General features: G+C 62.2%; 25 protein-coding genes, 1 tRNA gene and 1 pseudogene. 10 read left to right on the top strand and 17 right to left on the bottom strand.

Translation table 11 applies throughout. The annotated features are described in order from the left end of the window. Positions 1 to 304: 304 nt before the first annotated feature. Positions 305 to 625: a type II toxin-antitoxin system RelB family anti-toxin gene (locus BES08_RS23915; RefSeq protein ID WP_015740146.1), complete on the top strand. Its 321-nt coding sequence runs from the start codon at positions 305 to 307 to the stop codon at positions 623 to 625. After that, entirely contained in the window at positions 603 to 1,844 is a 1,242-nt protein-coding gene (locus BES08_RS23910) for a type II toxin-antitoxin system HipA family toxin (RefSeq protein ID WP_024899153.1), read from the top strand. Before BES08_RS23915 ends, BES08_RS23910 begins: the two co-directional genes overlap by 23 nt. 95 nt (positions 1,845 to 1,939) lie before the next feature. Here the strand turns inward: BES08_RS23910 and BES08_RS23905 are convergent, their stop codons facing one another. Together BES08_RS23905 and BES08_RS23900 are read right to left on the bottom strand one after the other, a co-directional pair. Continuing rightward, complete coding sequence (locus BES08_RS23905) at positions 1,940 to 2,266, bottom strand: DUF736 domain-containing protein (protein WP_024899152.1); 327 nt, start codon at positions 2,264 to 2,266, stop codon at positions 1,940 to 1,942. Positions 2,267 to 2,833: 567 nt separating this feature from the next. Continuing rightward, on the bottom strand, positions 2,834 to 3,274 hold the full coding sequence (locus BES08_RS23900; RefSeq protein WP_024899151.1) for a hypothetical protein: 441 nt from the start codon (positions 3,272 to 3,274) through the stop codon (positions 2,834 to 2,836). A 229-nt stretch (positions 3,275 to 3,503) separates the two neighbouring features. On the opposite strand from BES08_RS23900, the gene BES08_RS23895 reads away from it, so the two are divergent. Continuing rightward, on the top strand, positions 3,504 to 4,004 hold the full coding sequence (locus BES08_RS23895; protein WP_024899150.1) for a hypothetical protein: 501 nt from the start codon (positions 3,504 to 3,506) through the stop codon (positions 4,002 to 4,004). 23 nt (positions 4,005 to 4,027) lie between these two features. On the opposite strand, the gene BES08_RS23890 is transcribed toward BES08_RS23895, so the two are convergent. The 11 genes from BES08_RS23890 to BES08_RS23845 form a co-directional block, all read right to left on the bottom strand. Further along, entirely contained in the window at positions 4,028 to 4,954 is a 927-nt protein-coding gene (locus tag BES08_RS23890; protein WP_024899149.1) for a DUF2493 domain-containing protein, read from the bottom strand. A gap of 307 nt (positions 4,955 to 5,261) precedes the next feature. Further along, the gene (locus tag BES08_RS23885) at positions 5,262 to 6,299 is read right to left on the bottom strand and encodes a DUF7146 domain-containing protein (protein WP_069709517.1); all 1,038 of its coding nucleotides are present in this window, start codon (positions 6,297 to 6,299) and stop codon (positions 5,262 to 5,264) included. Beyond that, positions 6,299 to 10,621 (bottom strand): bifunctional class I SAM-dependent methyltransferase/DEAD/DEAH box helicase, encoded by a 4,323-nt coding sequence (locus BES08_RS23880; RefSeq protein WP_069709516.1) that lies wholly within the window; start codon positions 10,619 to 10,621, stop codon positions 6,299 to 6,301. Before BES08_RS23880 ends, BES08_RS23885 begins: the two co-directional genes overlap by 1 nt. A gap of 158 nt (positions 10,622 to 10,779) precedes the next feature. Further along, the gene (locus BES08_RS23875) at positions 10,780 to 11,424 is read right to left on the bottom strand and encodes a DUF8835 domain-containing pootine (RefSeq protein ID WP_069709515.1); all 645 of its coding nucleotides are present in this window, start codon (positions 11,422 to 11,424) and stop codon (positions 10,780 to 10,782) included. Beyond that, positions 11,417 to 11,833, bottom strand: a complete 417-nt coding sequence (locus BES08_RS23870) for a hypothetical protein (RefSeq protein WP_069709601.1) — start codon at positions 11,831 to 11,833, stop codon at positions 11,417 to 11,419. Before BES08_RS23870 ends, BES08_RS23875 begins: the two co-directional genes overlap by 8 nt. A 65-nt stretch (positions 11,834 to 11,898) precedes the next feature. Continuing rightward, positions 11,899 to 12,447: a hypothetical protein gene (locus tag BES08_RS23865; RefSeq protein WP_069709514.1), complete on the bottom strand. Its 549-nt coding sequence runs from the start codon at positions 12,445 to 12,447 to the stop codon at positions 11,899 to 11,901. Between the two features lie 200 nt (positions 12,448 to 12,647). Continuing rightward, a complete protein-coding gene (locus BES08_RS33095) occupies positions 12,648 to 12,812 on the bottom strand; it encodes a hypothetical protein (protein ID WP_164555315.1) in 165 nt (54 codons plus the stop codon). 415 nt (positions 12,813 to 13,227) lie between these two features. Further along, positions 13,228 to 13,533, bottom strand: a complete 306-nt coding sequence (locus tag BES08_RS23860; RefSeq protein ID WP_069709513.1) for a hypothetical protein — start codon at positions 13,531 to 13,533, stop codon at positions 13,228 to 13,230. A 97-nt stretch (positions 13,534 to 13,630) separates the two neighbouring features. Then, entirely contained in the window at positions 13,631 to 15,769 is a 2,139-nt protein-coding gene (locus tag BES08_RS23855) for a ParB/RepB/Spo0J family partition protein (RefSeq protein WP_069709512.1), read from the bottom strand. 124 nt (positions 15,770 to 15,893) lie between these two features. Then, complete coding sequence (locus BES08_RS23850; RefSeq protein WP_069709511.1) at positions 15,894 to 16,289, bottom strand: DUF2958 domain-containing protein; 396 nt, start codon at positions 16,287 to 16,289, stop codon at positions 15,894 to 15,896. Continuing rightward, positions 16,286 to 17,248: an ArdC family protein gene (locus BES08_RS23845; RefSeq protein ID WP_069709510.1), complete on the bottom strand. Its 963-nt coding sequence runs from the start codon at positions 17,246 to 17,248 to the stop codon at positions 16,286 to 16,288. Before BES08_RS23845 ends, BES08_RS23850 begins: the two co-directional genes overlap by 4 nt. A 235-nt stretch (positions 17,249 to 17,483) precedes the next feature. Here BES08_RS23845 and BES08_RS23840 point away from each other — a divergent pair, with 235 nt between their 5' ends. The 5 genes from BES08_RS23840 to BES08_RS23820 are packed head-to-tail and all read left to right on the top strand — an operon-like array spanning position 17,484 to position 23,333. Then, positions 17,484 to 18,077 carry a DUF6088 family protein gene (locus BES08_RS23840; protein WP_069709509.1) on the top strand — a complete coding sequence of 198 codons (594 nt, stop codon included), beginning with the start codon at positions 17,484 to 17,486 and terminating at the stop codon, positions 18,075 to 18,077. Continuing rightward, positions 18,070 to 19,086, top strand: a complete 1,017-nt coding sequence (locus tag BES08_RS23835) for a nucleotidyl transferase AbiEii/AbiGii toxin family protein (protein WP_069709508.1) — start codon at positions 18,070 to 18,072, stop codon at positions 19,084 to 19,086. The genes BES08_RS23840 and BES08_RS23835 overlap by 8 nt, the downstream gene beginning before the upstream one ends. Before the next feature lie 23 nt (positions 19,087 to 19,109). Continuing rightward, positions 19,110 to 20,432 carry an SIR2 family protein gene (locus BES08_RS23830; protein ID WP_069709507.1) on the top strand — a complete coding sequence of 441 codons (1,323 nt, stop codon included), beginning with the start codon at positions 19,110 to 19,112 and terminating at the stop codon, positions 20,430 to 20,432. Continuing rightward, positions 20,429 to 22,453, top strand: coding sequence for an ATP-binding protein (locus tag BES08_RS23825; protein ID WP_069709506.1), 2,025 nt, complete (start codon positions 20,429 to 20,431; stop codon positions 22,451 to 22,453). The genes BES08_RS23830 and BES08_RS23825 overlap by 4 nt, the downstream gene beginning before the upstream one ends. Beyond that, on the top strand, positions 22,440 to 23,333 hold the full coding sequence (locus tag BES08_RS23820) for a 3'-5' exonuclease (protein WP_197524508.1): 894 nt from the start codon (positions 22,440 to 22,442) through the stop codon (positions 23,331 to 23,333). The genes BES08_RS23825 and BES08_RS23820 overlap by 14 nt, the downstream gene beginning before the upstream one ends. Before the next feature lie 18 nt (positions 23,334 to 23,351). Here the strand turns inward: BES08_RS23820 and BES08_RS34765 are convergent. From BES08_RS34765 to BES08_RS23810, 3 genes and pseudogenes are all read right to left on the bottom strand, one after another. Next, a pseudogene (locus tag BES08_RS34765) lies at positions 23,352 to 23,574 on the bottom strand (hypothetical protein); the annotation flags it as partial. 44 nt (positions 23,575 to 23,618) lie between these two features. Continuing rightward, entirely contained in the window at positions 23,619 to 24,128 is a 510-nt protein-coding gene (locus BES08_RS23815) for a GNAT family N-acetyltransferase (RefSeq protein ID WP_069709504.1), read from the bottom strand. A gap of 4 nt (positions 24,129 to 24,132) precedes the next feature. Beyond that, complete coding sequence (locus tag BES08_RS23810; RefSeq protein WP_069709503.1) at positions 24,133 to 24,432, bottom strand: type II toxin-antitoxin system TacA family antitoxin; 300 nt, start codon at positions 24,430 to 24,432, stop codon at positions 24,133 to 24,135. 302 nt (positions 24,433 to 24,734) lie between these two features. Here BES08_RS23810 and BES08_RS23805 point away from each other — a divergent pair, with 302 nt between their 5' ends. Together BES08_RS23805 and BES08_RS23800 are read left to right on the top strand one after the other, a co-directional pair. Continuing rightward, complete coding sequence (locus BES08_RS23805; RefSeq protein ID WP_024707727.1) at positions 24,735 to 24,926, top strand: hypothetical protein; 192 nt, start codon at positions 24,735 to 24,737, stop codon at positions 24,924 to 24,926. Between the two features lie 19 nt (positions 24,927 to 24,945). Continuing rightward, positions 24,946 to 26,598 carry a recombinase family protein gene (locus tag BES08_RS23800; protein ID WP_083274807.1) on the top strand — a complete coding sequence of 551 codons (1,653 nt, stop codon included), beginning with the start codon at positions 24,946 to 24,948 and terminating at the stop codon, positions 26,596 to 26,598. Here BES08_RS23800 and BES08_RS23795 read toward each other — a convergent pair. Next, positions 26,555 to 26,631 (bottom strand) — tRNA-Met (locus tag BES08_RS23795). The genes BES08_RS23800 and BES08_RS23795 overlap by 44 nt on opposite strands. Positions 26,632 to 26,659: the final 28 nt, after the last annotated feature.

The raw sequence follows: 26,659 nt of genomic DNA, 5'->3' as shown, positions 1-26,659 counted from the left end.
GCGCGCATTCCAGAACTACGGCTATTTTAGTCGTTCTTGCTCAATCCGCCACATGAAATCGCTGAGGCACACCGTGAGGCGATTTGCGCAGCACAGCGTTCGATGTGCCCGATTCGCTGGCCATGGCTCGAAAGAGCAGCACTTCTTCCTTGGATTAGTTCGGCGTTGCTCCGCGATTGATTGAGCCCCAAACGATGCAGCCGACATCTGAATGATTCGTTTAGAGATCATATCCTTGACGTTCGCAATAGACCAGGATACGTATTCAGATCAAAGCGACAGAAATGATCCGTAAAGGCATCACATGAAGGCGGAAAAAGAAACACTGGGGCTGATCGGCGACCATTTTCGCCGCGCGCGTCTTGCAGCGGGGTTGACCCAGGAGCAGGTGGCCGATCTTGCGGGCATTTCGCGCCCGCGCTACCGCGACATCGAGACGGGGGCGGCGGCGGCGCGCACCACGACATTGATCAACATTGCCAGGGCGCTTGGGCTGGAAATGATGCTGGTCCCGCAGGCAATGGTGCCCGCCATCGAGGCGCTTTTGCGCCCCGAGGCCGAGGATGATCATCCGGCCTTCAGCCCGCAACCGGAGAGCGACGATGACAGCCGTCCGTACCGCTGAGACCATCACCGCGCTGGACGTGTTCCTGAACAGTGCGAAGGTTGGCACGATCGTCAGGACGCCGGGTGATTTCAACGCCTTCAGCCTTGATCCGGCATATCGCGCGACTGGAGGCCATCCGGTTCTGAGCCTATCCCTTCGCGCGGCATCAGGGGGCTTGCGCAAGGATCCGCGACCGGTCGCAGGCAGCCTGCCGCCCTTCTTTGCCAACCTGCTGCCCGAAGACCGGCTGCGCGAGGCGATGGAAAAGCACCATGCGGGTAATGTGCGGTCGGGGAATGATTTCGATCTCCTGGCCACCCTTGGTGCGGATTTGCCGGGGGCCGTTCGGGTGCTGCCCAGTGACGGTCAACCCGGCATCGGGGCGGCGCCAACCCAAGGACGGCCCAAGGCCCGCTTCTCGCTGGCAGGCGTGCAGATGAAGCTCTCGGTGATGAAGAACACCGGCAAGGGCGGCGGGCTGACCTTGCCGCTCGGGGATGACGAGGGCCAGTATATTGCGAAATTCCCCTCGACCGCCTTTCCGGGCGTGTCGGAGAACGAGTTCGCGAACCTCGCGCTTGCCGAAGCCATCGGCATGAATGTGCCCGAGCGGGAACTGGTCAGCCGAGACCAGTTCGAGGGCATTCCCGAAGAGTTTGAAACACTTGCCGAGGGGCTGGTCTTGCTCGTGCGGCGTTTTGATCGCGGGGCAGACGGGCAGCGCATCCATATCGAGGATTTCGCGCAGGTTTTCGGCCTGTACCCGGCGCGCAAATATGATGGCGCCGCCTCCCACGACATCGCCTCTGTGCTGAATGTTGCGATCTCGCCGTTCGCCGCGCTGGAGTTTGTCCGGCGGCTGACCTTCTCGGTGGTCATGGGCAATGGCGACATGCACCTCAAGAACTGGTCGCTGATCTATCCGGGCGACGGCGACACGCCCGCTCTAGCACCGATCTACGACATGCTTTCGACCGTGCCCTATATTCCGGCAGATGGGCTGGCGCTGTCTCTGGGCGGCGAGCGGGCCTTCAAGGGCTTGGCCCCGGCCCGCTGGAAGACGTTTGCCAATCGGGCAAGGCTTCCCGAGCCAGCCGTGCTCAAGGCCGTTGTCGAGACGGTGAAACGCATTGATACGAAATGGTGGACACTGCCGGAGCGCGAAGTGGTCCCGCCGCCCGTGCTGGAACGCATCGACGCCCATGTCAAAACCATCATCCCGATCCTAAGCGCCTGATCCGTGCTAGACACGACAGGGCGCGGTGGCGTGACGACTTTCCCGCGGACATGAGAAAGGCCCCGACCTTGCGGTCGGGGCCTTTGTGCCGCGCCTTAGTCGCCGCGGCGACCGTTGGGGCGGGACCAGATGAGGGAGAAGGTTTCGCCTTCTTCGTCATCGAAGAGGTTGGCGTAGATCGGAGCGTTGAAGCTCGGATCGTCCAGCTTGAGGCCCAGATAGTCGCGGCCCTCGTTGGAGCGCTTGGACCAGGCGGCGCCGATCTCGGCGCGGCCGACCAGAACCCGGTGACTGGGAGCGTTCTCGCCGGTGGCGCGCAGGTCGGGGATGATGCGCACGCCCTTGGCCTGGACGCTGAGGGTGACGATTTCGCCGGTGAATTCGTTCGAGCCGGTCTTCTTGAATGTGCCGATGGTTGCCATTTTAAGTCTCCGTTTTCCGTTTCCGAGCCCGCACCATTGCGGCCTCGATGGCGATCGACCGGCCGGAGACGAACGCTGGCGCACCCCAAAGGGGCTGGACAGCACAGGAGAAACTTTCTTGTTCCGCGCGGAATGTCGGCTTTGCCGGCAGGGGAAGAAAGTTGTGACGACGCTGTTGCGCTAGAGCGGTCGAAGCGCATCGCGCTGGTTTTCGGCCAGATCAGGCCATTGAAGAGGCCGTTTGGAGCGGTCGAGACACGGGGGTTGAACGGGGACGGTGGCAACCTCGAGGCTCCATCAGGATGACCAGACCGGCGCACCGGCTTGTCTGGTCCCCCGCGTTTCAGGCCGTGCACATCCTTTTCTCCGGCCTGTGCTATCGGCATTGCCCCAACCGGTTTTCGGTCAGTCCTCGAATGCTGGCACTGAACGTCCTGCGCTCCTATGGGCCGTGCCTGTGCCTCACGCTGATCAGAGATTTACACGCCATCTACCCGCCCGCCTCCTGACGAAGACGGCAGATGATCCGTATCCGCTTCTGGTCCTGCCTCAACGGGTCACTCCAGTTCAGGTGCGTGCAAGGTTCCCGTCCGCAGGGCCGGTTGCCGCCATGCCTGCAACGCGCAGGAATGCTGTCACGCCCACCGCGACCGCACCGACCACCGAGAAGATGATCTGCCAGGTCTCGGACGGCATCATGTGTTTGACGATCCCGAGCGTAGCGTAAAACCCGGCCGTGCCCGCCGGGGCGACGAAGGCCAAAGCGATCAGCAGCCGTGCCCAGATCGGACGAACCAGCATGAGCAGGCCCTGACCGACCGCCAGTGTCAGACCCGCAGCGATAAGACCGATGAGGATGCCGCCAGGCCAGCCAGCGCCCGTGCCATAGGCCCATATGCCTGCGTTCAGGCCGATAAAGAACGGCAGGGCGAAGACGGCGAGATTGAACAGCAGCCAGCACATGGTACCGATGGCTGCAATGGAAACGAGGATTCCGAGAACGATCATGGTGGTGTCTCCGTGCAAAAGGTTGGACGGTTGCGCCTTCCACCACCACCATGGCGCAATCACAGCATAGCAGCATTCCTCTCACCGCGCGAGAAGCGATGGCTTTCGAGGCCAGGCCTGTCCGAAAACTCGCAGTTTGAATGAGAAAGCTTATGCGTCTGGTGGACCAGTATCTGCTGCACCTCTACGATGACCATATCGTTGGGCGGAAGGATGCGGGTTAAAGTTTATGGCAGAAGTCGATTGGTCAGATCGGGCATTTTATGATGACGGCGAATGGGTGACATGGTCAGACATTGACGAACAGCTTCGTCACAAGGAATGGGGAGCGAAGTATCCAAACGCCATCCGATCAATGATCCCGTATTTTGAGGACCTGATCTCACTCGCTGAGAGCTACCATCTGGAGACGGGCCTGCATTTATCTGTGTATGGCGACATCGGTGAGCTGTTCGGTGCCATCACCTACGGCATCAAGTTGAACAAGACCTACGCGCAAGGTTCGGACGGCAGGCTCGAAAATGATCATGTCGAGATCAAAACCATCACTCCTTTCAAGAGCAAAGACGTGGTGATGGTGGATACATCAAGGCATTTCAGCAAGCTGCTCGTGGTCAAAATTAATGCGGAATTCCAGGTCTCCGGGCGAATGGTCAGCCGCAAGCAATTGCCAAAGCGCTCAGGCCGTTATGTCCGAATTCGTTGGGACGACCTGGCGCTATTGCAGTAGTGCTTATGCTGAACAGGCAGCGCTCACGCGCTGCCGGTCCCGAAGCGATAAACCGGGATACCCATCTTGCGAGCCTTGTCGGCCAGATTGTCCTGAATGCCCGTGCCGGGGAAGATGATGACCCCGATCGGCATGATGCCGAGCATCTGGTCGTTGCGCTTGAACGGCGCCGCCTTGGCATGTTTAGCCCAGTCAGGTTTGAAGGCGACCTGCGCGACTTTGCGATTGCTGGCCCAGGTGGCCGCAATGCGTTCCGCGCCCTTGGGCGATCCACCGTGCATCAGAACCATGTCCGGGTGCTTGGCATGGACCTGATCGAGCTTGGCCCAGATCGTCCGGTGATCAGTCGTGTCTCCGCCCGAGAAGGCGATCTTTGGCCCGGCGGGCAACAGCACCTCGTTGTCGGCCCGGCGTTTGGCGGCGATGAAGTCGCGGCTGTCGATCATGGCCGAGGTCATCTGGCGATGGTTGACCCGTGAACCGGAGCGTTGCGACCAGGGCGTTCCGGTGGTGCGCAGATAGATGTCGGCGGCGGCATCGCGGAAGGTTTCCATGCTGTCGCGGCGCTCGATCAGGCTTTGTCCCGCGCCGATCAGGGTTTCGAGCTGGACGGATTTGACCTCGCTGCCATCCTGTTCACGCTGGAGATGCTTCTGTGCCTGCTCGTTATCGTCGAGTTTGGTCTCGATCCGCTCGACGGCGCGGTGGAAGGTGTTGACGGTGGACCAGAGGATCTCGTCGAGGTCGAAATCGAGGCTGGTGTCGGCCATGGTGGAAATCAGGGCGTCGAAGATGTCTGAGACTGCGCCCTGGATGACGTGATCTTCGGGTGTGATCCGGGGATCGGCCTCGTCTTCGGAGGGGCGGTAGCCGTAGAGTTCGAGTTCTTCGATGGCATGGCCGGTCGGGGACGTGCTGTGATCGGGTTCGAAATCGTCGTGCGCGTACATGGGATGCTTCCGTCAGTTGGACCGCGACCGTCGCGGCCTTCATGGCGAGACACGCCCACGGGCGCTCCGGTCTGGCAGCACGAGCCTCTGGCGAGGGCCTTGATGGCAAAGCCCGGCTGATTTGTTTCGCGCTGTAAAGACGGGCTTGCCCGTCGACGGAAATCAGTCGGGCGCCGCCATTGCCTGACCGGAGCGTTTGTGGGCCGATCGCCCTCTTGGAAGGCCAAGGCGCGGTCCTCTGCTGATGACAGGATGCAGCCTATGCGCATGAGAAGATCGGAACGGCCCGATCACGGCCCCGTACCGGCTATGCACTTGAAGCCATGAAACGGCTGACGTCCTCGGGAGCGATTTGCACCCGGATCTCTGCTCGAACGGCACCCAGCCCATGCGTTGTGAGATCTTCGTTGAAGTCCCCCATCATGGGCGAGAGCGTGATGGCCTCGATCCCGGCATCAACCGCCCGGTCCACCAGACTATCGCGAGCGCTGTCACCTGCCGGATCGTTATCGCGGACAACATAGAGACGGCGCAGATGCGGCGGGAACTGGATGGCCGAGAGGTGCCCGGCCGAGAGTGCGGAAACCATCGGCATGGTGGGCAGAGCTTGACGCAGCGACAGGATGGTTTCGATACCTTCGCCTGCTGCCATGACATCCTGCGCATCCCCGAAACGAACCGCGTGTCCGAGCAGGTCGCCCATTGCCTTCCTCGGCGGATCGACAGGTGCTTTGCCGAAGCCGTCCGGGGCCAGCCATGTGCGGTGTGCGCCGGTAATCCTGCCATCGAGGTCGGTGACGACGGCAATCATTGCCGGCCAGGCTTGCGTCGGGCCATCGTCCTCGGGCCGCCAGTAGCAGTTGGGATGGAAGCGCAGATTTGCGGTTTGGCGTAAATCCGTAATGCCGCGTCCGCGCAAATACGCTTCTGCAATGCTGCCGATGAGCGGCTGTGTCATGCGCCAGAGTCGGCGTGCGGCCTCCGATGATCCCGATGGTGCTGGCGGGCGGAACTGACGGGATGGCGGCTGCGGTTCAGGATGCGGCAGGCTGAGGAAGCGCCGGGCTTCTTCGGCAACGTCTGTGAAATCGATCAGACCGAGCGAGTCCCGGATCACGTCTAGCAGATCGCCATATTCCCCCGTGGCCGAGTCCTGCCATTTACCGGCAATGCCTTTCACGCTGTCGTGCAACCGGACGAACATGGAGCGGCCCGCCGTGTTTCGGACATCGCCAACCTGCCAGTAATTGCCCTGTTTGCGGCCATTGGAGAGATAATGGCGGCACACCGCCTCGGCCTGTCGGCCGAGACGCTGCGCCAGTTCGGAAGCGTTGAGACGCGCCATTATGCGGCCTCCCGCTCACCGATGCGCTCAACCGGGAAGCGGTCAAGCAGTTTGCCGATGATCTCCGGCCCCGTTGCATCGACGGGCACGAAGAAGCGCAGTTTCCACGAGATGATCTCACTGAAGAGGCCATAGGCTCGCAGCCGGTCACGCATCGCATCGGTAAAGCCGGTCAGTTCGATCCGGTTGGCGCCCATGACGCGGACGCGGCGCAGTTGCAGCCCTTCGGCGAGATCAAGGATCGTGCGACCTTCGATCAGCGCGGCATAGGCGGCATCCGGTGTCAGGCTGTTGGTGACGCCACTGGTCGAAGCATTGGCGGCCCAGGCCGGCGATACCCGGCGACCGATGATGCGTTCGCCCTCGTCGGTCTGGAGCCGATAGACCCGGGCGGAGTCCTGAGGCAGGCGTTTCCAGATCGGCAGAAGTAGCCCTGTCACCATATGCAGGATGCTGTCGGTGAACTCCGGCACCTGGGCCAGTTCCGCCTTCCAGGCTGTGGTGAAGGCGGCACGGTCAGCCTCGATCCAATGGGTCTCGCCCATCGCCCGCACCGGAATGTTCATCGCTTCCATCGGCCGGATCAGCCGCACGCGCCTTTCGATCTCACCATCATCCAGCATGACGCTGGTGGTCGGGACCTGAACGGCAGCGCGACCGGATCGCTCGTTGATGAGCAATCTTGCGCGGGGATCATCCAGTTCCGCCAGGGCGGCATTGAGCGTAACCGGCTGATTGCGTTTGCGCTCGGTGAGCGTCAGGAGCCGGGTTTCCGCGCCGGTGCCCGGATGGGTGTGGATGACCTGCCGGTCTGTGACGATGAAGCTTTCGGCCTTCAGCGTCTCCAGCCCCATATCATAGGTGCCGGATGCGATTGCTCCGTCGATCCGTGCCTGCAGAAGCTGCTCGAAGGCCGAGAACAGGATGCCCTGCAATTCGATGGTCAGCGCCAGCAGGCGGTTGAGGAAGGTGGTGATCGGCGGCAGTTCGTCCTTCACACCGGTGCTGTCCATCAGCTTCAGGCCGGTGGCGGATTCAAACCGTTCGAGCGAGCATCCCTCGACCTTCCCGCGCACGATCAGCAGATAGAGCTGGCGCAGCGCATCGCGGGCATAGGCGGATTCCAGATTGTCCTCGGGACGGAACAGCCCCTGACCGCCTGTCTGGCGCTGGCCGCGTGTAATCGCGCCCAGCGTGTCGAGGCGGCGGGCGATGGTCGAAAGGAAGCGCTTCTCGGCTTTGACATCCGTGGCGATGGGCCGGAAGAGCGGCGGCTGCGCCTGATTGGTCCGGTTGGTGCGGCCCAGCCCCTGAATGGCGGCATCTGCCTTCCAGCCTGGCTCCAGCAGGTAATGCACGCGCAGCCGCTGGTTTCGCGCCGAGAGTTCGGCGTGATAGCTGCGCCCCGTGCCACCGGCATCCGAGAAGACCAGAATGCGCTTCTGATCATCCATGAAGGCCGAAGTCTCGGCAAGGTTGGCAGAAGGCGCACGGTTCTCGACGGCTAGGTGGGCCGCTGCTCCAATACCCTTGCGCACGATCCGGCGTGAGCGGCCCGTGACCTCCGCCACAATATCCGTGCCGAAGCGCTGCACGATCTGGTCGAGCGCTCCGGGGACAGGCGGAAGCGAACCCAGCTGCTCCAGCATCTCGTCGCGCCGCGCCACGGCTTCACGGCATTTCACCGGCTGACCATCGCGGAAGACGGGGCGTGACGACAGGTTGCCCTCGCCATCGGTGAAGGGTTCATAGAGCTGCACCGGGAAGGAATGCTGCAAATACGAGCCGACATACTCCCTCGGCGTGACATCGACGGAAATATCGTTCCATTCCTCGGTCGGGATCTCGGACAGCCGCCGTTCCATCAGGGCTTCGCCAGTCGAGACGATCTGGATGACGGCGGCATGGCCCGCTTCCAGATCGGCCTCGATGGACCGGATCAGGGTCGGGGTTTTCATGGAGGTCAGCAGATGGCCGAAGAAGCGCTGCTTCGTGCTTTCAAAGGCCGAACGGGCAGCAGACTTCGCCTGCCGGTTCAGCGTCCCCTCGCTGCCGGTGATGTTGGCGGCTTCCATCGCCGCGTCCAGATTCCCATGAATGACGGCGAAGGCGGCAGCATATGAGTCGTAGATGTGCCGCTGTTCGTCCGTGAGCTGATGCTCGATCAGTTCATATTCGACGCCATCATAGGAGAGTGAGCGGGCGGTATAGAGGCCGAGAGATCGCAGGTCGCGGGCCAGCACTTCCATGGCCGCAACGCCGCCAGCTTCGATCGCCTCGACGAACTCGGCACGCGTCTGGAACGGAAAATCCTCACCACCCCAGAGGCCGAGGCGCTGCGCATAGGCGAGATTGTGGACGGTGGTGGCGCCGGTTGCCGAGACATAAACCACGCGGGCGTCGGGCAGCGCATGTTGGAGCCGCAGGCCCGCACGTCCCTGCTGCGAAGCGGCGACATCGCCGCGTTCTCCATTTCCTCCACCGGCATTCTGCATGGAATGGCTCTCGTCGAATACAATGGCTCCATCGAAATCGGAGCCCAACCATTCGACGATCTGCTTGACGCGGGAAACCTTCTCGCCCCGGTCGTCGGAGCGTAGCGTGGCATAGGTGGTAAAAAGGATGCCTTCCGACAGCGTGATCGGCTTGCCTTGAGGGAAGCGTGACAGAGGCGTGACCAGCAGCCGTTCCATGCCGAGCGCCGACCAGTCGCGCTGCGCGTCCTCGATCAGCTTGTCGGATTTGGAGATCCAGATCGCCTTGCGCCGACCGCGAAGCCAGTTGTCGAGAATGATGGCGGCGGACTGGCGACCCTTGCCAGCGCCGGTTCCATCACCGAGCATGAAGCCCCGGCGAAAGCGGATCGATCCGGCAGCATCCTCGGGCGCGGCGCTCACATTGTCGAAATGCTCGTCCACGGTCCAGGCGCCGGCGAGATGATCGGCATGGGCTTCACCGGCATAGATCACCGTTTCAAGCTGGGCGTCCGACAGACGCGCGCAGATGTCGGGCGGCAGCATGGGCCGGTAGGAAGGCTTGGGCGGTGCGACCGAGGCCATGGCGGCGGATTGCACCAGCTTGGTCGGATGCGGCTGTGCACCAGCGATACGCAGCGATTGCAGCGCATATTCCTCATAGATCGCGTCGGACAGGCGAGCGCCTTCCGGTGACGTCCAGTCCACGGTCTCATAGGCGAGTTCGACGCCATCAGGATCATTGGCCGAAGCAGCGACAGATCGTGTAGCCGCCGAGCGAGCGAGATAGCCCCGCACGGTCTTCGGCGCGGTGGCCGAAGCGGAAACCACGATCTTCGGCAATGACACTGGCAGGCGCGGCGGAACCTGTTCCTCGATCCATCCGATCAGCGTGGCAACATCAGGCGCGATCCCCGGCGAAGCCGGCAAACTGGCGGGATCGTCGGCGGGCAGTTTGTCGATAACGGTCAGCCGCGTGTCGATCGTGGTGCCGTGCTTTGCATAGACCGCACCATCGACGGCAGCGCTGAACACCACGCGGCCACGGGCCTGCAAGCGGATGAAGGCGTCCCGCCATGCCGGAGCTTCGGGGCCAAAGCCAGCGCCGGTGATCGTCACCAACCGACCGCCGGGAGCAAGACGGGCCAGTGCCGCGGCAACATGGCGATAGGCCGCATCCGCGACACGCCCGCTGACATTGGCCATGACCGAGAATGGCGGGTTCATCAGCACCACGGACGGGACAGCATCCGGAGGCAGATGATCATCGATCTGGGCGGCGTCGAACCGGGTGACGGCAAAAGCCGGAAAGATCTGGGCAAGCAGATCGGCGCGGGTCTCGGCCAGTTCGTTGAGGATCAGCGAGCCGCCGATGGTCTGCGCCAGGATCGCCAGAAGGCCGGTGCCAGCGGACGGTTCCAGCACCCTGTCATCAGGTGTGATCGCGGCGGCTGTCAGAGCGGCAAGGCCGAGGGGGATCGGCGTCGAAAATTGCTGGAAGTTCTGGCTTTCCTCGGAACGCCGGGTCTGCGTGGGCAGCAGCCCCGCGATCTTTGCCAGCACGGAAATCCGTGCAGCCGGAGTTGCGGCTTTACGGAAAAGCGCCTTTCCGTATTTGCGTAAGAAAAGGACGGTAGCGACTTCGCACGCCTCATAGGCCAGCTTCCAGTCCCAGACGCCAGTAGCGTCGGATGCGCCGAAGGCCGTTTCCATCGCACCGCGCAAGGTGGCGGCATCGATGCGCTGACCGCGTTCGAGGTGGGGGAGCAAAAGATTGGCCGCAGCCAGGATCGCGGGCGCAACCGCCAGCGGCGTGCCCGGATCGGTCACGGGGAAAACCATGTTCATGTCGGGAACCTCAGGAGAGCGGGAAGGACAAGCCCGGATAGCGCTCTCTCTCGACCACCCGGACCTGACCAGTTCCGGCCCAACTCTGACTCTCGAAGCGCAGCATGAAAAAAGCGCCCCGACCGGACGGCGGGGCGCTTTTCAGTGTCATCTCAGGATCATCCGAAACGGCGACCGACCTCGGTGAAGGTGTATTCATTGGCGGCGATGGTTTCATCGACCACCTCGTCCGAGGACAGATAATCATATTCGCGTTCAAGCTGGCGGTAGAGCCAGCGGGCCAGATCGCGCAGCGCCTCGATGATCGTCTCCTCGGCATCGGCGGTCATGTCCTGCCAGGTCGGGCTGTCGCGCTCGACCGAGATCGACATGCAATATTCGTGATAGTAAAGGCCGCGATGGCTGGCATCGGCGCGAAGCTGATAGAAGTTGGGGCGCTGGATCGCCTGAAGGGCATCGGCGATGCGGTGCAGTTCGGTGTCCTGCGGGGCATATTCCCTGATCCGGCGCGGCGCATGTTTGCGGTAGGAATACCCGGCTTCAAAGCAGGCACCGTCACCTTGTGACCAGAAGCCCCGGAACCAGATGCAGGGTTCCTGCCGTGTGCCGCCGCCCATCAATCGGACGGTACGGGTCTTGAGGTTTAGCCCAAGGATTTCCGCAATGCGCTGGAAATCCTCATAGACGGCATCGTACCAGTCATAGTCGAAGCCGCCTTCGCGATACCAGACGCGGGCCTTGTCCTTTGCCACATCAGACAATTCGTTGAGGCGATAGACGGTGGTTTCGATGACCTCAGGCATAGGGGTCTCTCCCTTCCAGAACCGAGGAAAGCCAGCCATCGGTATAGATCCAGTCCACTGTCTCGCCGGTGGCGAGATCAAGGACATGCGCCCCACCACCAAATCCGTCGATGCGCGGTTTCGAGCAGCTGTTTGCGTACTGGAAACCCCACAATCCGCTCAGGCCAAATTCGGCAGCGCAGCGTTTGACAAACTGGACGACATGCTCGGGATCGCCGGTGACGTCATCGCGGATCCAGAGTTGCGTGCCGCCATGCTCTGGCTGGATGGAGAGCAGGAAGCCATCTGAGGGCGGATCCTCAGCGGCATTGTCATGCGCCAGAGCGTTGTAGAGATCGAGCGCGCGGGCGGCGTTTTCGGGGGTGCCTACGTCGAGGAGGCAGGAAAAGTGTGTGTAATAGTCGGCCATGACGGTCTCCGGACATGACATGGCCCGGCGTATGGCCGAGCCGAATGGGATGGAAAGGGTGAAGCTCAGGCGGCCTGCGGCAGGCGGAGCAGATCGGCCGAGGTTTCGCGCCAGAAGGGATCGACCAACCGGGTCTCCAGCGCAGCGGCGCGGTAACGCAGCCGTCTCGCATCACTGGGGTCCGAGGCCCGGAATGCCATACCGCGCAGGCGGCTGGCCTCGGTCACGATCCTGCGTGCCTCGGCATCGGATGCGACCGGTTGTTGCCAGAGGATAATGCCGGCGCGGATTTCACCGGCGAGGACCAGGCGCTGATCTCGGTCCTGAATGAGCATGATGTGCGGCTGAAAATACGGGAAGCTGTTCGGCCTCGTGCAAATATCGTCGCGCGATAGGCGCAGAGCCGCGACCTGTATGGCCTCTTCCGGTGACGGGCATTCCCCAAGCGGGGTCATGCGGTCGAAGCTGTTTGCCGCGTCACTGGCGTCATAGCTGGCGACGCCGAGGCACGAGATGCGCAGCGGCAGCTTTTGCGACCGATAAAGCGCGGGCAGAACATCGGCAGCCAGTATCTGACCGATCGGGCGGAAGGTTTCGGAACGTGCAAAGGTCATCGGAAGCACTCCATGACGGGCGCCGGTGAGCCTCTCTCTCCGACCCTCAACCCGTCACGGCCGAACGGCCCGCACTCTTCCTCTCTGACCGGGCTTGTTCCCGGTTCCGCTGCCGGCGATGGGGGACCATCGTGAGGCGCCGAAGGCCCGAAGCGCGGGCTGCCGCGCTCGGGCCGTCGGGGATGAGGCGCTTTCGCGCCTTACTCCCACGGGTCCAGCTCCAGCTTCACCATGTCGTCGTCGCCGTCGAACTCGGCGGCGGGGCAAGCGGCGTGGGTGCCATCTCCAGCCTGGAACACGACGATCTCGATCATCAGCGTGGCGGCGAGGCTGGCGGCGAAGGCGGTGGCATCTGCATAGGACATGGGTTCCGGCTCCTGTCTTTGGAGGCGGGGGACCATCCCCCGCGCGACAGGCGCCCGAAGTGTCTGACCGGATCTGCAATCACCCGAGGGCGTTCGGACTTTTTCCGAATCCCCGAAGGCGGCACGCTCGCGTAGGCCGACCCTTCACGGGTTGAATGTCAAAGAGACGGATCGGACCAAGGTTTGCGAATGGAAGCGGGGTGGTTTTTCGCATCTGACAGGATTCCGGATACCCATCGCAGATGCTCTGCCGCGCCAGCCTTGCCACCATGCTGGCATCAGGATGTGTTCCCTTCAGGCCGGATATGGTCGCCGCTTGTCCTGATGGGGATGGCGGATTGCATGGTGAAGCCGGATTGAACCCCTCCAGTGCAGACCTCCCATCCTCACGGCCCGACACCCTGCGATCGGGTCATCAGCTCCAAAGCCCATCGGCGATTTCGCGGGCAATCATCGCGCGCGCCTTCATCATCAGATCATCGCCTGAGGTATCGATATGACCGAAGAAACGGGCACGAACGCCATGAGCTGTCCATTCGGCATAGCGGCAATGTTCACGGGCATCGAGCCGGAAAACGCGCATGTCTTCGGCCCAATGGGGCTTTGGCTCCACAACAACGGTCATGCCGTCGCGGCTTTCCTCCCAGGGCAGTGTGCGCTCCGTCGGACGGTTTTCCCGATCCTGGGCAAAGATTTCGTCAATGTCGATGTTGGCAGACATGGAAAGTCTCCAAAGAAAAAGCCCGATCACGAGGACCGGGCGAGTTGCGGAAACGGAGGGTGGTAAACGGGGCGACCGAAGCCGCCCCGCATGAGTGCTATTCAGCAGCGACCATATGCTGTTCTTCCTCGTCGTCAGCCGGGTCGTCCTCGCCATCGCCGGAGAGGAAATCGGGCAGATCGTCGGCCTCCGCCGCAGCGCCCGATGCCGGATCGACTTCGATACACTCGTCCACCATGCGCAGCGGCTCAGGCAGCCAGCCGGAATCTGCCAGCAGACGTTCGGCTTCCTTGGCCATGTCGCCCTTCTTGAGGTGCCCGATCAGATCGGCGGCCCGATCTCCAGCCCCCTCGCGCACGGCTTCAAGGATACGCGGCTTGGTCACGCGGCCGAGATAATTGCCAACGGTCGGTCGCCAGCCCACGGCCACCATGTCGAGGCCGGTCGAACGAGCGAGCCGGTCAGCCTGCGACAGGCGGATGTCCAGTCCGTGCTGACTGACGCCCGCGCCGCTATAGGGGTTGGGCTTTTCATAGAGCGCGTTGACACCGTAGCTGACGCAATGGGCGAGCAGGTCCATGCGCGAACCTTCGTCCAGATCGGTCAGCCAATCCCAGAGGGCGGCATCGTCTGCCGGAACATGATCGCCCCAGCGTTCGTGCCGGTCTGCAATGGCCTTGGCCGACACGCTACCGCGCAGATCCTCGGCCTGTGCGGGCAGATGGACCTCCCGAACCTGTGCTTCCAGGCAACCGCGACTGGAATGCGGCATGAAGCAATCCATGACCAGCCGGTGCAGCAGTGCCGTCATGGCGACATTCGGGTTCACCGCCACCGCATCCCGCAGCGCCAGTGTGCGATGCGCCGTCAACTCGCTGACCAGACGATCGGGCAGCGGCTTGATAGTGTCGGCCTCGTCTTCCTCCTCAGTTTCGACCGGCTGGCCGCCCAGCGTGATAACGGCACGCATGTGGCTTACCTCCGGTTCGGCTCGCTGGATCACCTCGCCGGTTTCCGGATCAACGATCTCAGCCTCCGGTTCCGCAGGCGCTTCATCCTCGGCGCGAACATAGCCGCGTTCGATCAGCAATGCGCCATCGGCATCAATGCTGATGAAGACACCCGCCCTGCCAATCTGGTCCGGCTCGAAGGTCATCGGGCGACGCTCGAAGGTTTCCAACGCCTGTTCGATCTCACCGAGGCGGGTGTCAATCTCGTCAGGCAGTTCGTCGGCCTCGCCATATTCCGCTTCTAGCCGGTCATATTCGTCGCGCAATGCCTCGCGGGTGGCGCGTTCCTCTTCGGTCAGATCGACTGTGGTGCCGACAAGCTGGCGAAGACCATGATCGTGACCATAGGGAAAGGTGATGGCGACTTCGATCCATTTCCAGCCCTCGGCGGCGATGGCCTCAGCCTCGGCCTTGAGTTTTTCGCCCACCAGCCGGTCGAGCAGCACCGGATCTTGCAGCCAGCCGCCATTGTCCTGCTGGAAGAGATCGCGCAGCACGCAACCGCCAGCCTCTTCATAGGCTGCAATTCCGACAAAAGCCGCCCGCTTGTCGGCGGCGCGGACCGTGGTTTCGGTCAGCAGGCGTCGGATGTGGTAGGGTTCCTTCTGCCAGCCATCCCTGATCGCTTCCCAGACCTGCTCCTGACGGGCATGGTCAGAACTGACGCTGAAGGCCATGAGTTGTTCCAGCGTCATGCCGTCCTCGGCATAGACGTCGAGCAATGCCGGTGAGACGGAAACCAGACGCAGGCGCTGTTTCACCACCTTGGAGTCCACGAAGAAGGCGGCAGCGATTGTTTCCTCGGTCATGCCCTTTTCGCGCATGGCCTGGAAGGCGCGGAATTGGTCGAGTGGATGCAGCGGTGCGCGCTCGATATTCTCGGCGAGCGATACCTCGTCGATCAGCACATCGGCGCTGGCCTCCGACACCACGCACGGGACCGGCGCGATCTTGGCGAGGCGCTTCTGCTTGACCAGCAGTTCCAGCGCCCGGAAGCGGCGACCGCCCGCTGGCACCTCGAACATGCCGGTTTCCTTGCCCTCGGCATCCACGACCGGGCGGACATGCAGGGACTGGATCAGGCCGCGACGGGCGATAGACTCGGCCAGCTCCTCAACCGAGATCCCGGCCTTGACGCGCCGGACGTTGGACTGGCTGAGCACCAGTTTGTTGAAGGGAATGTCGCGCGAGGACGACAGGATGATCTTTTGAACGGCGGCGGCCATGTCAGTTACTCCATGACGGACGCCGGTGAGCCTCTCTCTCCGGCTATCAGCCCGTCACGAAGCGAAGCGCCACCCTCTTCCTCTGAAGAGAGCGACGCCAGCCGCAGAACCTGAAACACTGAAATCAGGCACTCCGGTTTTCTGTATCGACGGATGTACGGGAAAAGCTCGCGCCGACGCGGTAGAGCAGACGCTCGGCGGCGCGGATGCTGCCAGTCTCACGGGCGGCCTCGGCCCAGACCGAGATCGGGAAATCGCCGGTGAACAGCAGATCGCGCTCGATGACCATGCCAAATGGCAGCCGGACTGACTGCATCTCGCCAAGGCTCCACGAACCCAGTTCGGGATGGCCGAGATCCGCCAGGCCGAACATGATGTCGCCATCCTCATCCAGCTCGGTAGCGAGCCAGACGCCTTCACCGAGGGGATTGAAGAACTTCACGACCGGGATGTGATCTTGATCGCGCTGGCGACCATTGGCCAGCAGACGGTCTCGCTGTGCGCCGGTCAGGAGGATCATGCCGCAGCCCTCCGGTCGGTTTCGCTCGCATCCGGCTCCCCGGTGTCCTCGGCAGGCAGATACGACAGCAGCCAGTCCGCCGCCTTGCTGGCCTGCGAGGCCGCGCGGACAATGGCGCGGGAATCCTCGCGCATGACCTCCAGCCACGACCCGATATAATCGGCATGGCGGACGGTCGGCACGATCCCGAGCGCGGCGCAACTGAAAGCTGCAGCCTGTTCGGCAATCATCTCCTCGAAAGCGTATTTCTTCGAGCCGAACGAGCCGGTCAGATCGCGGTTGAGGCGGCTGTGATGGCCGCTGGCGTGCCCCAGCTCATGCAGGGCCGTCCTGTGCCAGTTGATCGGCTCGAAATAGGCTTGCGGAGGCGGCACCTGCACATAGTCGAGCGACGGCATATAGAAGGCGCGATTGCCGCCAATACGGAAGTCAATGCCGGTGGCCCGGATCAGCGCCTCGACCTGAGGTTCGATAAGGCCCGGCGGCGGTGGCGGCGCGACTGCCGTGATCTCATCGGGTAGGCCATCGCATTGCGCGGCGTTAAAGACCGTGAACCGCTTCAGGAACGGAATGGCATGCGCATCCTCACCCGTTTCGCGGGCACGGCGCTTCTCGTCCTCGGGGATGAAACGGTCGGCATAAACGACAGTCGTGCCACGCTCGCCCTTCCTGACATTGCCGCCAAGCGAAAGCGCCTGGCGGAACGTCAGCCACGCCTGAGCGGGGAAACCATGCTGGATGACAGCCCCCCAGAGGATGAGAATATTGATGCCGGAATAGGACCGGCCGGTTGAAGCATTTCTCGGCAGGCCCAGCGGGGCGGTATCAGGCGACGCACCCCAAGGCTGGACCCATGGCAACCGCCCTTGCTCCAGCTCGGCGATGATCTTGTTGGTGATGTCGTCGTAAAGGTTGCTGCGCGCGCCACCTTCCGCGAGGTTACGACCCTGTCTGGCCATCGGGATGATCTCCGCGACGGGTGCCGGAAGCCTCTCCTCCAGCTCTTAACCCGTCACGGAAAATCCGCCCGCACTCTCACTCTGAAGGGGGCGTTGCGGGGATCTCCCCGCAGAAGGGGTAGGAAGAGACCAAGGCTCGGCCGCAGGGGAAGGCTTTCCCCCTATTCGGTATGTTCCCCTGCGCTTTCTTGAAAACTGTCAGAAACTCGCGTACATTTCCAACAGGAGAACGACGATGACACGGCTGACCGAACAGATTCTTGCACATGCGACGGGACTTCCCGAAGGGATGCCCGTGTCCGCCAAGGGCCTGCTCCACCTCGGAAACCGGGCGGCCGTGGATCAGGCATTGTCGCGTCTGTCCGAGCGCGGGCAGCTCATCCGCGCCGGCCGTGGCGTCTATCTGCGCCCCATAGCCAGTCGGTTCGGCACGCGCGCACCGTCGGTCGAGCAGGCTGTCGAGGCCCTCGCGACCCAAAAAGGGGAGGTCATCGTCTCGAACGGCGCCGCCGCGGCGAACGCGCTTGGCTTGACGACGCAGGTGCCCGTCCGCTCGGTCTATCTGACCTCCGGACGCAGCCGAAAGATACACCTCGGCAAGCAGGTCGTCGAATTGCGGCACGCGCCGCGCTGGCAACTGGCCCTGGCCAACCGCCCCGCAGGCGAGGCCGTGCGGGCGCTGGCCTGGCTCGGCCCCGAAAAGGCGGAGGCCGCGCTCACGACCTTGAAGCGGAAGATGCCGCCTGGTGTGTTCGGCGAACTGGTCGCCGCCGCGCCGCAGCTTCCGACATGGCTCGCGCAGAGCGTCGGAAAGGCGGCCTATGGCTGACGTTTTCCTCCAGCTTTCGGCCGAGGATCGGCGTGACGCGTTGAGCGTCGTCGCCGACCGTTCGGGTCGCCCCACCCATCTTCTCGAAAAGGATGTGTGGGTGGTGTGGGCGCTGGCGACCCTCTACGCGGCACCGCTCGGCGAACATCTGTTGTTCAAGGGCGGGACGTCGCTGTCAAAAGCCTATCAGGTCATTCGCCGTTTTTCGGAGGATGTGGATCTGACCTACGACATTCGGGCGATTGCGCCCGATCTGGTCGGGGGCAATGGCGAGGGTCTGCCGAAGACACGAAGCGAGGAAAAGCGCTGGTCCAGCGAGGTCCGCCGGCGTTTGCCGGCCTGGGTCGCAGAGACGGTGCAGCCGGTAATCGCGAAGGCCCTGGCCGCTGAAGGGCTGGCGGCGGCCGTCCGCGTCGAGGATGAGAAGCTCTTCATCGACTATGAGGCGACCGCGGCCGGGTCCGGCTATGTGGCTCCAAGCGTCATGCTGGAGTTCGGCGCGCGCTCGACGGGCGAACCCTCGAGCCTGCGCGACGTCGTCTGCGACGCGGCCGGCCTGATCGACGGCCTGGTGTTTCCGACGGCGCGGCCGCGCGTCATGCACGCGGAGCGGACCTTCTGGGAGAAGGCGACCGCCATCCACGCCTTCTGCCTCCAGGAGCGGCTGCGCGGCGACCGCTTCGCGCGACATTGGCACGATGTTGTCCGACTGGACGAAGCCGGCTTCGCGGAAGCCGCTTTTGCCGATCGCGACCTGGCCAACGCTGTCGCCCGGCACAAGTCGATGTTCTTCGCAGAGAAGGCCGCCGACCGCACGCCGATCGACTATGCAGCGGCTGTCAGCGGCGGCTTGCAACTCGTGCCGGTCGGCGATGGCGCGAAGGCGTTGGAGGATGACTATGCCCGCATGGTTGAGGATGGACTGCTCTTCGACGACGAGGAGCCGTTCGAAGCGCTCATGGCGCGGTGCGCTGATATAGCCGCGCGCGCGAACAGAGCAGCCAAGTAAGAAACTGGGAGGACCGGGGGTATATGAGCGAAGTCGAAGAAGAGCGAAAATTCCAGTTTCTGCGGGACGGCGATGCCGAGCCATCTGAACTGGACTGGAACAAAGGGATCGAGAGCGCCCGCAAGGCGATTTCTGAGGCCATGAACGCCAAGAATATCGCATTCCTGCTCGGCGCCGGATGTTCTTCCCTGATGAAGGACAAAAAGGAACTCGGCATTGCGACCATGGCGCCGCTGGCCAAGGAGTTTTGCGGCGAAACCGTCGAGGCACGCGCGGCGGGATTCTACAGCGATCCGCCAACAGCCGGCGCTGTACCGGCGCCGTGGCTGCTGACCAAAGACGAACTCGACTATCTCGATGCGCTCGGGGTCGACCTGGCGAAGGATTACAGCCGTAACCTGGAACGCTTGATGGAGGTGCTGTTCGCGCAACGGTTCGTGCTGCGCCAGAGCGAGAATCCAGATCTTCACCCCTATCGCGCTGTTCTCGACGGCATCATCAAGAAGGTCCAGGACTTCCTATGGACCCGTGTCACCCAAGGGGCCTTCGCCACGGAGGGCGACACGACCGTGCGCGACCTCTACGAGCGTTTCTACAAGAAACTGGTCCTACGCGATCGGTCCTTGCCCCGGCCCTGGGTGTTCACGACCAACTACGATCATTTCAGCGAATTGGCGATGGATCGCCTGGGCATTCCCTATGCCAACGGTTTTTCCGGCGTCGTAGAACGCCGCTTCAACCCGGCGATCTTCCGCTATGCTCTGGCCGAGCAGCTCGACGTCGCCAGCCGCAAATGGACCGCCGTCGACGCCTTCGTCTATCTCTGCAAATTGCATGGTTCGGTCACTTGGACCGAGGACGATCATGGCCTGTTCCCGATCAAGGAGGTCTGGCCGCCGGAATCCTCAAACCAGATGCTGATCTATCCGACGCCGGCGAAGCAGAACTCTTCGCTCGGCTCGCCCTACGCAGACCTGTTCCGGGAATTTCAGTCCCGGATCGTGCGCGAGCAGAGCGTTCTCATCACGGCCGGCTACGCCTTCGGCGACGAGCACCTGAACAACATCATCTATCAGGCTCTGACGATCCCGACCTTCCGCTTGGTGATCTTTGCGGCGCCTGACACGGAGGGAGAGATCGCCAAGCTGCGGGCGCTGCGCGATCCGCGCATTTGGATCATTGGAGGCAATGGCCCTTCCGAGGGGACGAGGGCGCACTACTTCGACATGATCGTCGAGCATTTCATGCCCCAGCGCCCCAGCGACAGGATTGATGATGCCGTCCGCAAGGTGTTGTCGGAGCTGGCGCCGAAAAGGGACGATGAGACGAAGGATGGCGAGGCATGAGCCACGACGATCGCAAGCGCGCGATCGGCAAGGTGGTCTCGGTTGCGGCCGACCGCTTTGTCGTCGAGATGCACGTCGGCACCGATAACTTCACGGTCGTCGGCTTCGACGACGTGCATTATGTGGCGCGACTGGGATCATTTCTGATGATTCCGTCGCAGTCGGAATATGTCGTAGTCGAGGTTGTCGGCCTGCGTGAGCGCGACGCGAGCACGCCTTCCGAGCGGGGCGATTTCGACCGGGCCGGCTCCTCGAAATATCTGGACGTGGTGCCCGTCGGCATGTTGCCGATGCGCGGCGGCGCGTTCCGCTTCGGTGTGTCGGTTTTCCCGTCTCTGTATGCGGACGCACTGTATGCGCTGGATGGCGAGCTCGATCGCATCTTTGAGACCGAGGCCGCCGTTGAGCCGTCAGTCGGCCCGGATGGCGGCGCCTGCCAACCCGAAGGGGCCACGCGCTATCGGGTTCTACCGATCGGCAAGTCGGTGGTGTTCGAGGACTACGACGTCAAAGTTCGTCTGAACGAGTTCTTCGGCGGTCATGTCGCCGTCCTGGGCAATACCGGCAGCGGTAAATCCTGCACGGTCGCCTCGGTCTTGCAGTCCCTTTTCTGCAAGCCGAAGGAGCATCACGCCCGCGGCGCGACCTTCATCGTCTTCGACGTCAACGGCGAGTATCACGCCGCTCTGAGCGCTTCCGCGAAGGAGGGCGCGATCGGAGTCGAGCGTGTCGTCCTCGACGGTACGGCAGCGGGCTTCCGCTTGCCGCACTGGTTTCTGGAACTGGCGGAATGGGAGCTGTTGCTGCAAGCCAGCGAGCGCACCCAGGTGCCCATCCTGCGCATGGCGCTCGGGCTCTCGACCTTGTTCTCAAATGCGGGGGCCGCAGAACTCAACAGCGTCCGCAATCACATCCTCGCCAAGTGCATCACCCAGATTATGCGCGACGACTCGTCGAGCCCGTCCAAGCATGATCGGATCATTGGCATCCTCCAGCGCTTCAGCACGAACGAGATCAACGCGGCAAAAATCCGGCCATATATTGCGATCAACTTTGGCCAAATGGCCAACCCTGCGGGTCTGGATGCTTATCTGGTTGGCCCGAACGGTTTCGAGTTGGAGGATTTGAAGCTTCCAGCCTATCAAAACCTGCCATTCGACTTTGCGGCACTCGGCGATGCAATAGACCTCGCCATCCTGTATGCGGAGGCGCACGGTAATCGGCAAATCCGAGACTACTGCTCCCAGATGGTGACGCGCTTCCAGGCTCTGGAAGATCGCCCTGAGTATGAATTCCTCCGGCATGAGGCGGGCGGCGCGGCCGCCGACAATGGAGAGCTGGAGTTTCTCACTCGGCTGGTCGGCCTGACCGGCAAGGGAACCGGCCACACCAAGGCCAATCAGATCATCATCATCGACATGAATGACGTCGAGGACGAGGTGGTCGAACTGGTCAGCGCCGTGATCGCGCGGATGCTGTTTCGCCTGCTCCGGCGCGCCGATCCGCGCAATCGCTTTCCGATCCATCTTCTACTGGAAGAAGCGCACCGCTACATCTCGGCGACGCCATCCCGCTATGCAGTGGACGCGACCAAGATATTCGAGCGCATCGCCAAGGAAGGACGCAAATACGGCATGTTCGTGCTCTTGGCATCACAACGCCCGAGTGAGCTGTCCAAGACGGTTCTCAGCCAGTGCTCCAATTTCCTGGTTCACCGCATCCAGAACCCCGACGATCTTTCTCAGATTCGGCAGATGACGCCGTTCATCTCGGATTCGGTCCTGAAACGGTTACCGTCATTGCCTCGGCAGCACGCGCTGGTGTTCGGAACCTCGGTCAATCTCCCGACGACATTCAAGGTGCGGGAGGCATCACCGCGGCCGCGCAGCGACGATACCGCCGTGGTCGATTTGTGGTTCCACGAAGAAGGTCGAGCCGCCGGCATTCGACTCGCTCCGGTCGATACCGCTGGAGGGGAGCCGATGGCAGTAAACGAAGCGTCAGATGATGACATCTTCTGACCATCTGGAGACCCTGGCGCAGACGCTGGAGGCCACGGGAGACTACCGGGTCGTCCGGCGTCTCAAGCCGCGCCCTCGCATCGTTCCTCCGCCATGCACGCCGCTGCGCCTTGGCCTGGTGGTCGATGTGGAGACCACGGGGCTCGACCATCAGCGCGACGAGATCATCGAACTCGCCATGACACCATTCAACTATGGCTTGGATGGCACTATTTTCAGCGTGGGTGACAGCTTCCAAGGGCTGCGTCAGCCGAGCGAGCCTATCGCCCCGGAAATCACCGCGATCACGGGCATCACCAACGAGATGGTGGCCGGCCAGATTATTGATCCCGCAGCGGTAGCCACATTCGCAGCGCCGGCTTCGCTCGTCATCGCGCACAACGCGGCATTCGACCGCCGCTTCCTTGAACGATTCAGCGACGTGTTCTCGACGAAGCCGTGGGCATGCTCGCTCAGCCAGATCGATTGGGCAGCGGAGGGGTTCGAGGGCACGAAACTCGCCTATCTCGCTCAGGCCGCCGGCTTCTTCTACGACCGCCACCGCGCGATGTACGACTGTCTTGCTACGGTCGAGTTGCTGGCAATGTGGCTGCCCCGATCTGGCGCTACAGGTCTCAGCCGTCTCCTGGACGGCGCTCGTGCCGTTTCTTGGCGAATCTGGGCGGAGAACGCACCCTTTGACCTCAAGGATGTCCTCAAAGCGCGGGGATACCGCTGGAACGGCGATCCCGGCCCGCAGCCGCGCGCATGGTATATTGACGTTCCCGAGGCTCAGCTCGAGGCCGAGCTACGGTTCTTGAGAACGGAAATCTATCGGTATGAGGTCGATCCCCCGGTTAGGCGGATCGATGCCTATGATCGGTTTTCAGACCGGATCTGAGTACCGTCGAAGGCCGGGCTATTGCATTCCCTCCGGCACTTGCGCGCACTTCTTGGCAAGCATGGCGCAGACGAACCTGTGCCGTTTCGTCATGTCGGCGCGCTTTTCCACTACGTGGTGCCTAGCGGTCATGGTTCTTGCAGCTGGCATCCTGCAACGCGTGGTTCTGGAGGCGGAAGCGGATTTCCTTCGAGATCCTCGCCTTGCCGGTCACCGTCTTGAATGTCCGGCGTAGGTCCTTGCCTCAAATTTAGCAAGGAAGACGTCCACGAAACATTGGACCATTCACCTTCCAGCCTCACGGAGCGACGCAGCAATATCGCTGATCGAGCGAAACAGGACCAGTCCATCATCTCTGGCAGGCCCAAATCCTCGACGCTGCCAGAATTCGGCAGCCTCCCCGTCGACGGCGTTGACCATCAATGCCCGCCCACCGATCAGCGATGCGGCCTGAACGCAGCGTTGGAGGGCGTGCTTCACAAGGCCAGTCCCGATGCCCAACCCTGCCGAGCCGATATCGGTCGCGAGCTGGCCAAGCAGCATGCAGGGAATTGGATTAGGGGGCTGCCCCGTCCGGATGGAGCGCGGTAGCACCGATGGCACAACGGCTGTTGGTGCAAGGCCGTAATATCCCACCACACGCCCTGCCTCATGCACGACGAGAACGGCGGTAAAGCCCTTCTGCTGATTGGAGAGCGCGCGGGTTTTCAGCCAGCGGTCGAGCGTCGGCTTGCCACAGGTAAACTCAGAAACATCGTGGGCGGCGGAAAGCGGCTCGGGTCCTGAAAGCAGCAAGGGATTACCGCTTCGCCGCGTAGCCGGGCTCCCACGGCGCAGGCCGCTTCAGCACTTCAACCATCTCCGGAACAGGAGCGGCCGGGCGCGACAGCACATCCATGAACTGAGCAAAGCCTTCCGAGCTCATCCGGATCAGGCCCTGCTCCATGACGACCTCCTCGGCCGCGCGCACAGCGGCATCTCGCACGAAATCGGTGCGCGAACGGCCGCGCAAGCTGGCGGCACGATCGATCATGGCAACATCGGCCTCGGGCAGACGCATTGAGATCGGATATTCCTTGCGTTCGGCAGTGTTGGCCATGGCGATTCTCCTTGGTCGGAAGATGGCATCTTGTATCTCTAAATACAATACGATAAAGTCGCATCCACAAGCAACAGCTTCCGATGGGGTAGTATCGAGGCGAAAGATGACGGCGACAGCGATCGATTCCGACAGGTCATTTCACTATGCCACGGCACGCCAGACCACGCCGCCGCACGCCATGACACGCGTCGGCATACTGATCGCCGCCAAATGTTCGCCCGTAAATTCCATTGCTTATACCGGGCACGGGGCGAATGCTGTCAGTTATGACCTTGCGAGCCTCACAAAACACAGCAAAGATGACAGGAGCCGAGCGCGAAGCGCTGCTCGAATCTTTGCTGCTGGACGCGCCGGAGTTGACGTTTACGCCGCGCGGCAGTCCCGACCCTCGCCTTCTGCGTCTGGTCGGCATCCTGGCAAAGCAGGCGGCACGGGAATGCTTTGCCGAGGAAGTGAAGTTATCCAGGCAAAGGAGGAAGCGCACCTCCTGATGCGGATGGGAGCAATGTTTTGAAAGTCGCGATCTACGCCCGTTATTCTTCTGACAATCAACGCGACGCTTCCATTGCCGACCAACTTCGCATGTGCCGCCTCCATGCCGAAAAGCAAGGCTGGCACGTCATCGAAGAATATACCGACCACGCAATCTCCGGCGCTTCGCTGATCCGTCCGGGCATCCAGGCTCTGATGACCGACGCCATGGCCGGTCGCTTCGACGTGATCCTCTCAGAGGCTATGGATCGCCTCTCGCGTGATCAGGAAGACATCGCCGGAATCTTCAAACGCGTGTCCTATGCGGATGTGAAGATATTCACCCTGTCGGAGGGCGAGGTCAGCCATCTGCATGTCGGCCTCAAGGGCACAATGAATGCCCTCTTCCTCAAGGATCTTGCCGACAAGACCCGCCGCGGCCAGCGCGGCCGTGTCGAGGCTGGCAAATCGGGTGGCGGCAATTCCTATGGCTACGATGTGGTCAAGAAGCTGGATGCCAATGGCGAACCCATTCGCGGCGACCGCACCATCAACGAAGACCAGGCCGCCGTCGTTCGCCGCATTTTCCGCGACTACGCGGCCGGCAAGTCGGCCAAGACCATAGCCTTTGCACTGAACAAGGACGGCATTCCGGCCCCTTCGGGCGGCGACTGGGGTTTCAGCACGATCAACGGCAACCCGAAGCGTGGCAACGGCATCCTCAATAATGAGATGTATGTCGGCAAGATCGTCTGGAACCGGCAGCGCTTCGTAAAGGACCCGAACACCGGAAAGCGGCAGGCGCGCCCCAACCCAGAATCGGAATGGGTCATCCAGGAGACACCAGAGCTCCGGATCCTCGACGACGATCTCTGGAATGCTGTGAAGGCACGGCAGGAGAAGAACAAGCTCACCCGCGACGACAACGGCTGCACGGATGTCCGCACTGTCAATCATCGGCGGCGCCCAAAATACCTCTTCTCGGGCCTCACCAAATGTTCATGCTGTGGTGGCGGGTACTCCGCGATCTCGGCAACGCTGATCGGATGCTCTACAGCTCGCAATAAGGGCACCTGTAACAACCGCGTCAATATCCGTCGCGACGAGTTGGAATCACGCGTGCTGAATGCGCTGCGCACCCGACTCGTTGACCCTGAGCTATTTGCCCATTTCTGCGAGGTGTTCACGCAAGAGATGAACCGCCTACGAATGGAAAGCCGCGCCGGTATTGCCTCAGCGGAAGCCGAGATCGCGAAGATTGATCGGGAACTCGAAACCCTGCTCAACCTGATCCTTAAAGGCGGCGCTGCCGACGCTCTCAATGCGAAGATGGTGAGCTTGGAAAAGCGGAAGAAGGAACTGGAACTGTTCCTGGCCGAAGCTGACGAGCCGCCGGCCCTGTTGCACCCGAGCATGGCGCTGCAATACCGCAAGCGCATCCAGCAGCTCTACGACTCGCTTCAGGATGAAGAAGAGGGCAAGCGGGTAGAGGCAGCCGACACCATTCGCTCGTTGGTAGATCAGATCGTGCTGACGCCTGTTGAGGGCAAGGTGGAGATCGACGTTCAAGGCGATCTTGCTGGAATCCTTACGATTTCCGCACAAACGAAAAACCCCGCCTCGGGGGCGGGGTCTTCGCAAGTAAAGATGGTTGCGGGGGTAGGATTTGAACCTACGACCTTCAGGTTATGAGCCTGACGAGCTACCGGGCTGCTCCACCCCGCGTCACCATATGGGGCTGGTTTTCAGCCCG

The organism is Novosphingobium resinovorum (assembly GCF_001742225.1).
Lineage (GTDB): Bacteria > Pseudomonadota > Alphaproteobacteria > Sphingomonadales > Sphingomonadaceae > Novosphingobium > Novosphingobium resinovorum_A.
Note: the sequence above shows the minus strand (reverse complement) of the source record. Positions and strands in the feature narration are given on the sequence as shown.

Excerpts from the sequence above, each read along its gene's own strand:
- BES08_RS23845 (WP_069709510.1), bottom strand. The coding sequence starts at position 17,248 with ATGGCCAGACAGGGTCGTAACCTCGCGGAAGGTGGCGCGCGCAGCAAC.
- BES08_RS23850 (WP_069709511.1), bottom strand. The coding sequence starts at position 16,289 with ATGATCCTCCTGACCGGCGCACAGCGAGACCGTCTGCTGGCCAATGGT.
- BES08_RS33095 (WP_164555315.1), bottom strand. The coding sequence starts at position 12,812 with ATGTCCTATGCAGATGCCACCGCCTTCGCCGCCAGCCTCGCCGCCACG.
- BES08_RS23880 (WP_069709516.1), bottom strand. The coding sequence starts at position 10,621 with ATGAACATGGTTTTCCCCGTGACCGATCCGGGCACGCCGCTGGCGGTT.
- BES08_RS23860 (WP_069709513.1), bottom strand. The coding sequence starts at position 13,533 with ATGTCTGCCAACATCGACATTGACGAAATCTTTGCCCAGGATCGGGAA.
- BES08_RS23875 (WP_069709515.1), bottom strand. The coding sequence starts at position 11,424 with ATGCCTGAGGTCATCGAAACCACCGTCTATCGCCTCAACGAATTGTCT.
- BES08_RS23840 (WP_069709509.1), top strand. The coding sequence starts at position 17,484 with ATGACACGGCTGACCGAACAGATTCTTGCACATGCGACGGGACTTCCC.
- BES08_RS23855 (WP_069709512.1), bottom strand. The coding sequence starts at position 15,769 with ATGGCCGCCGCCGTTCAAAAGATCATCCTGTCGTCCTCGCGCGACATT.
- BES08_RS23890 (WP_024899149.1), bottom strand. The coding sequence starts at position 4,954 with ATGTACGCGCACGACGATTTCGAACCCGATCACAGCACGTCCCCGACC.
- BES08_RS23805 (WP_024707727.1), top strand. The coding sequence starts at position 24,735 with ATGACAGGAGCCGAGCGCGAAGCGCTGCTCGAATCTTTGCTGCTGGAC.
- BES08_RS23810 (WP_069709503.1), bottom strand. The coding sequence starts at position 24,432 with ATGGCCAACACTGCCGAACGCAAGGAATATCCGATCTCAATGCGTCTG.
- BES08_RS23825 (WP_069709506.1), top strand. The coding sequence starts at position 20,429 with ATGAGCCACGACGATCGCAAGCGCGCGATCGGCAAGGTGGTCTCGGTT.
- BES08_RS23915 (WP_015740146.1), top strand. The coding sequence starts at position 305 with ATGAAGGCGGAAAAAGAAACACTGGGGCTGATCGGCGACCATTTTCGC.
- BES08_RS23905 (WP_024899152.1), bottom strand. The coding sequence starts at position 2,266 with ATGGCAACCATCGGCACATTCAAGAAGACCGGCTCGAACGAATTCACC.
- BES08_RS23820 (WP_197524508.1), top strand. The coding sequence starts at position 22,440 with ATGACATCTTCTGACCATCTGGAGACCCTGGCGCAGACGCTGGAGGCC.
- BES08_RS23885 (WP_069709517.1), bottom strand. The coding sequence starts at position 6,299 with ATGGCGCGTCTCAACGCTTCCGAACTGGCGCAGCGTCTCGGCCGACAG.
- BES08_RS23900 (WP_024899151.1), bottom strand. The coding sequence starts at position 3,274 with ATGATCGTTCTCGGAATCCTCGTTTCCATTGCAGCCATCGGTACCATG.
- BES08_RS23830 (WP_069709507.1), top strand. The coding sequence starts at position 19,110 with ATGAGCGAAGTCGAAGAAGAGCGAAAATTCCAGTTTCTGCGGGACGGC.
- BES08_RS23835 (WP_069709508.1), top strand. The coding sequence starts at position 18,070 with ATGGCTGACGTTTTCCTCCAGCTTTCGGCCGAGGATCGGCGTGACGCG.
- BES08_RS23895 (WP_024899150.1), top strand. The coding sequence starts at position 3,504 with ATGGCAGAAGTCGATTGGTCAGATCGGGCATTTTATGATGACGGCGAA.
- BES08_RS23870 (WP_069709601.1), bottom strand. The coding sequence starts at position 11,833 with ATGGCCGACTATTACACACACTTTTCCTGCCTCCTCGACGTAGGCACC.
- BES08_RS23910 (WP_024899153.1), top strand. The coding sequence starts at position 603 with ATGACAGCCGTCCGTACCGCTGAGACCATCACCGCGCTGGACGTGTTC.
- BES08_RS23865 (WP_069709514.1), bottom strand. The coding sequence starts at position 12,447 with ATGACCTTTGCACGTTCCGAAACCTTCCGCCCGATCGGTCAGATACTG.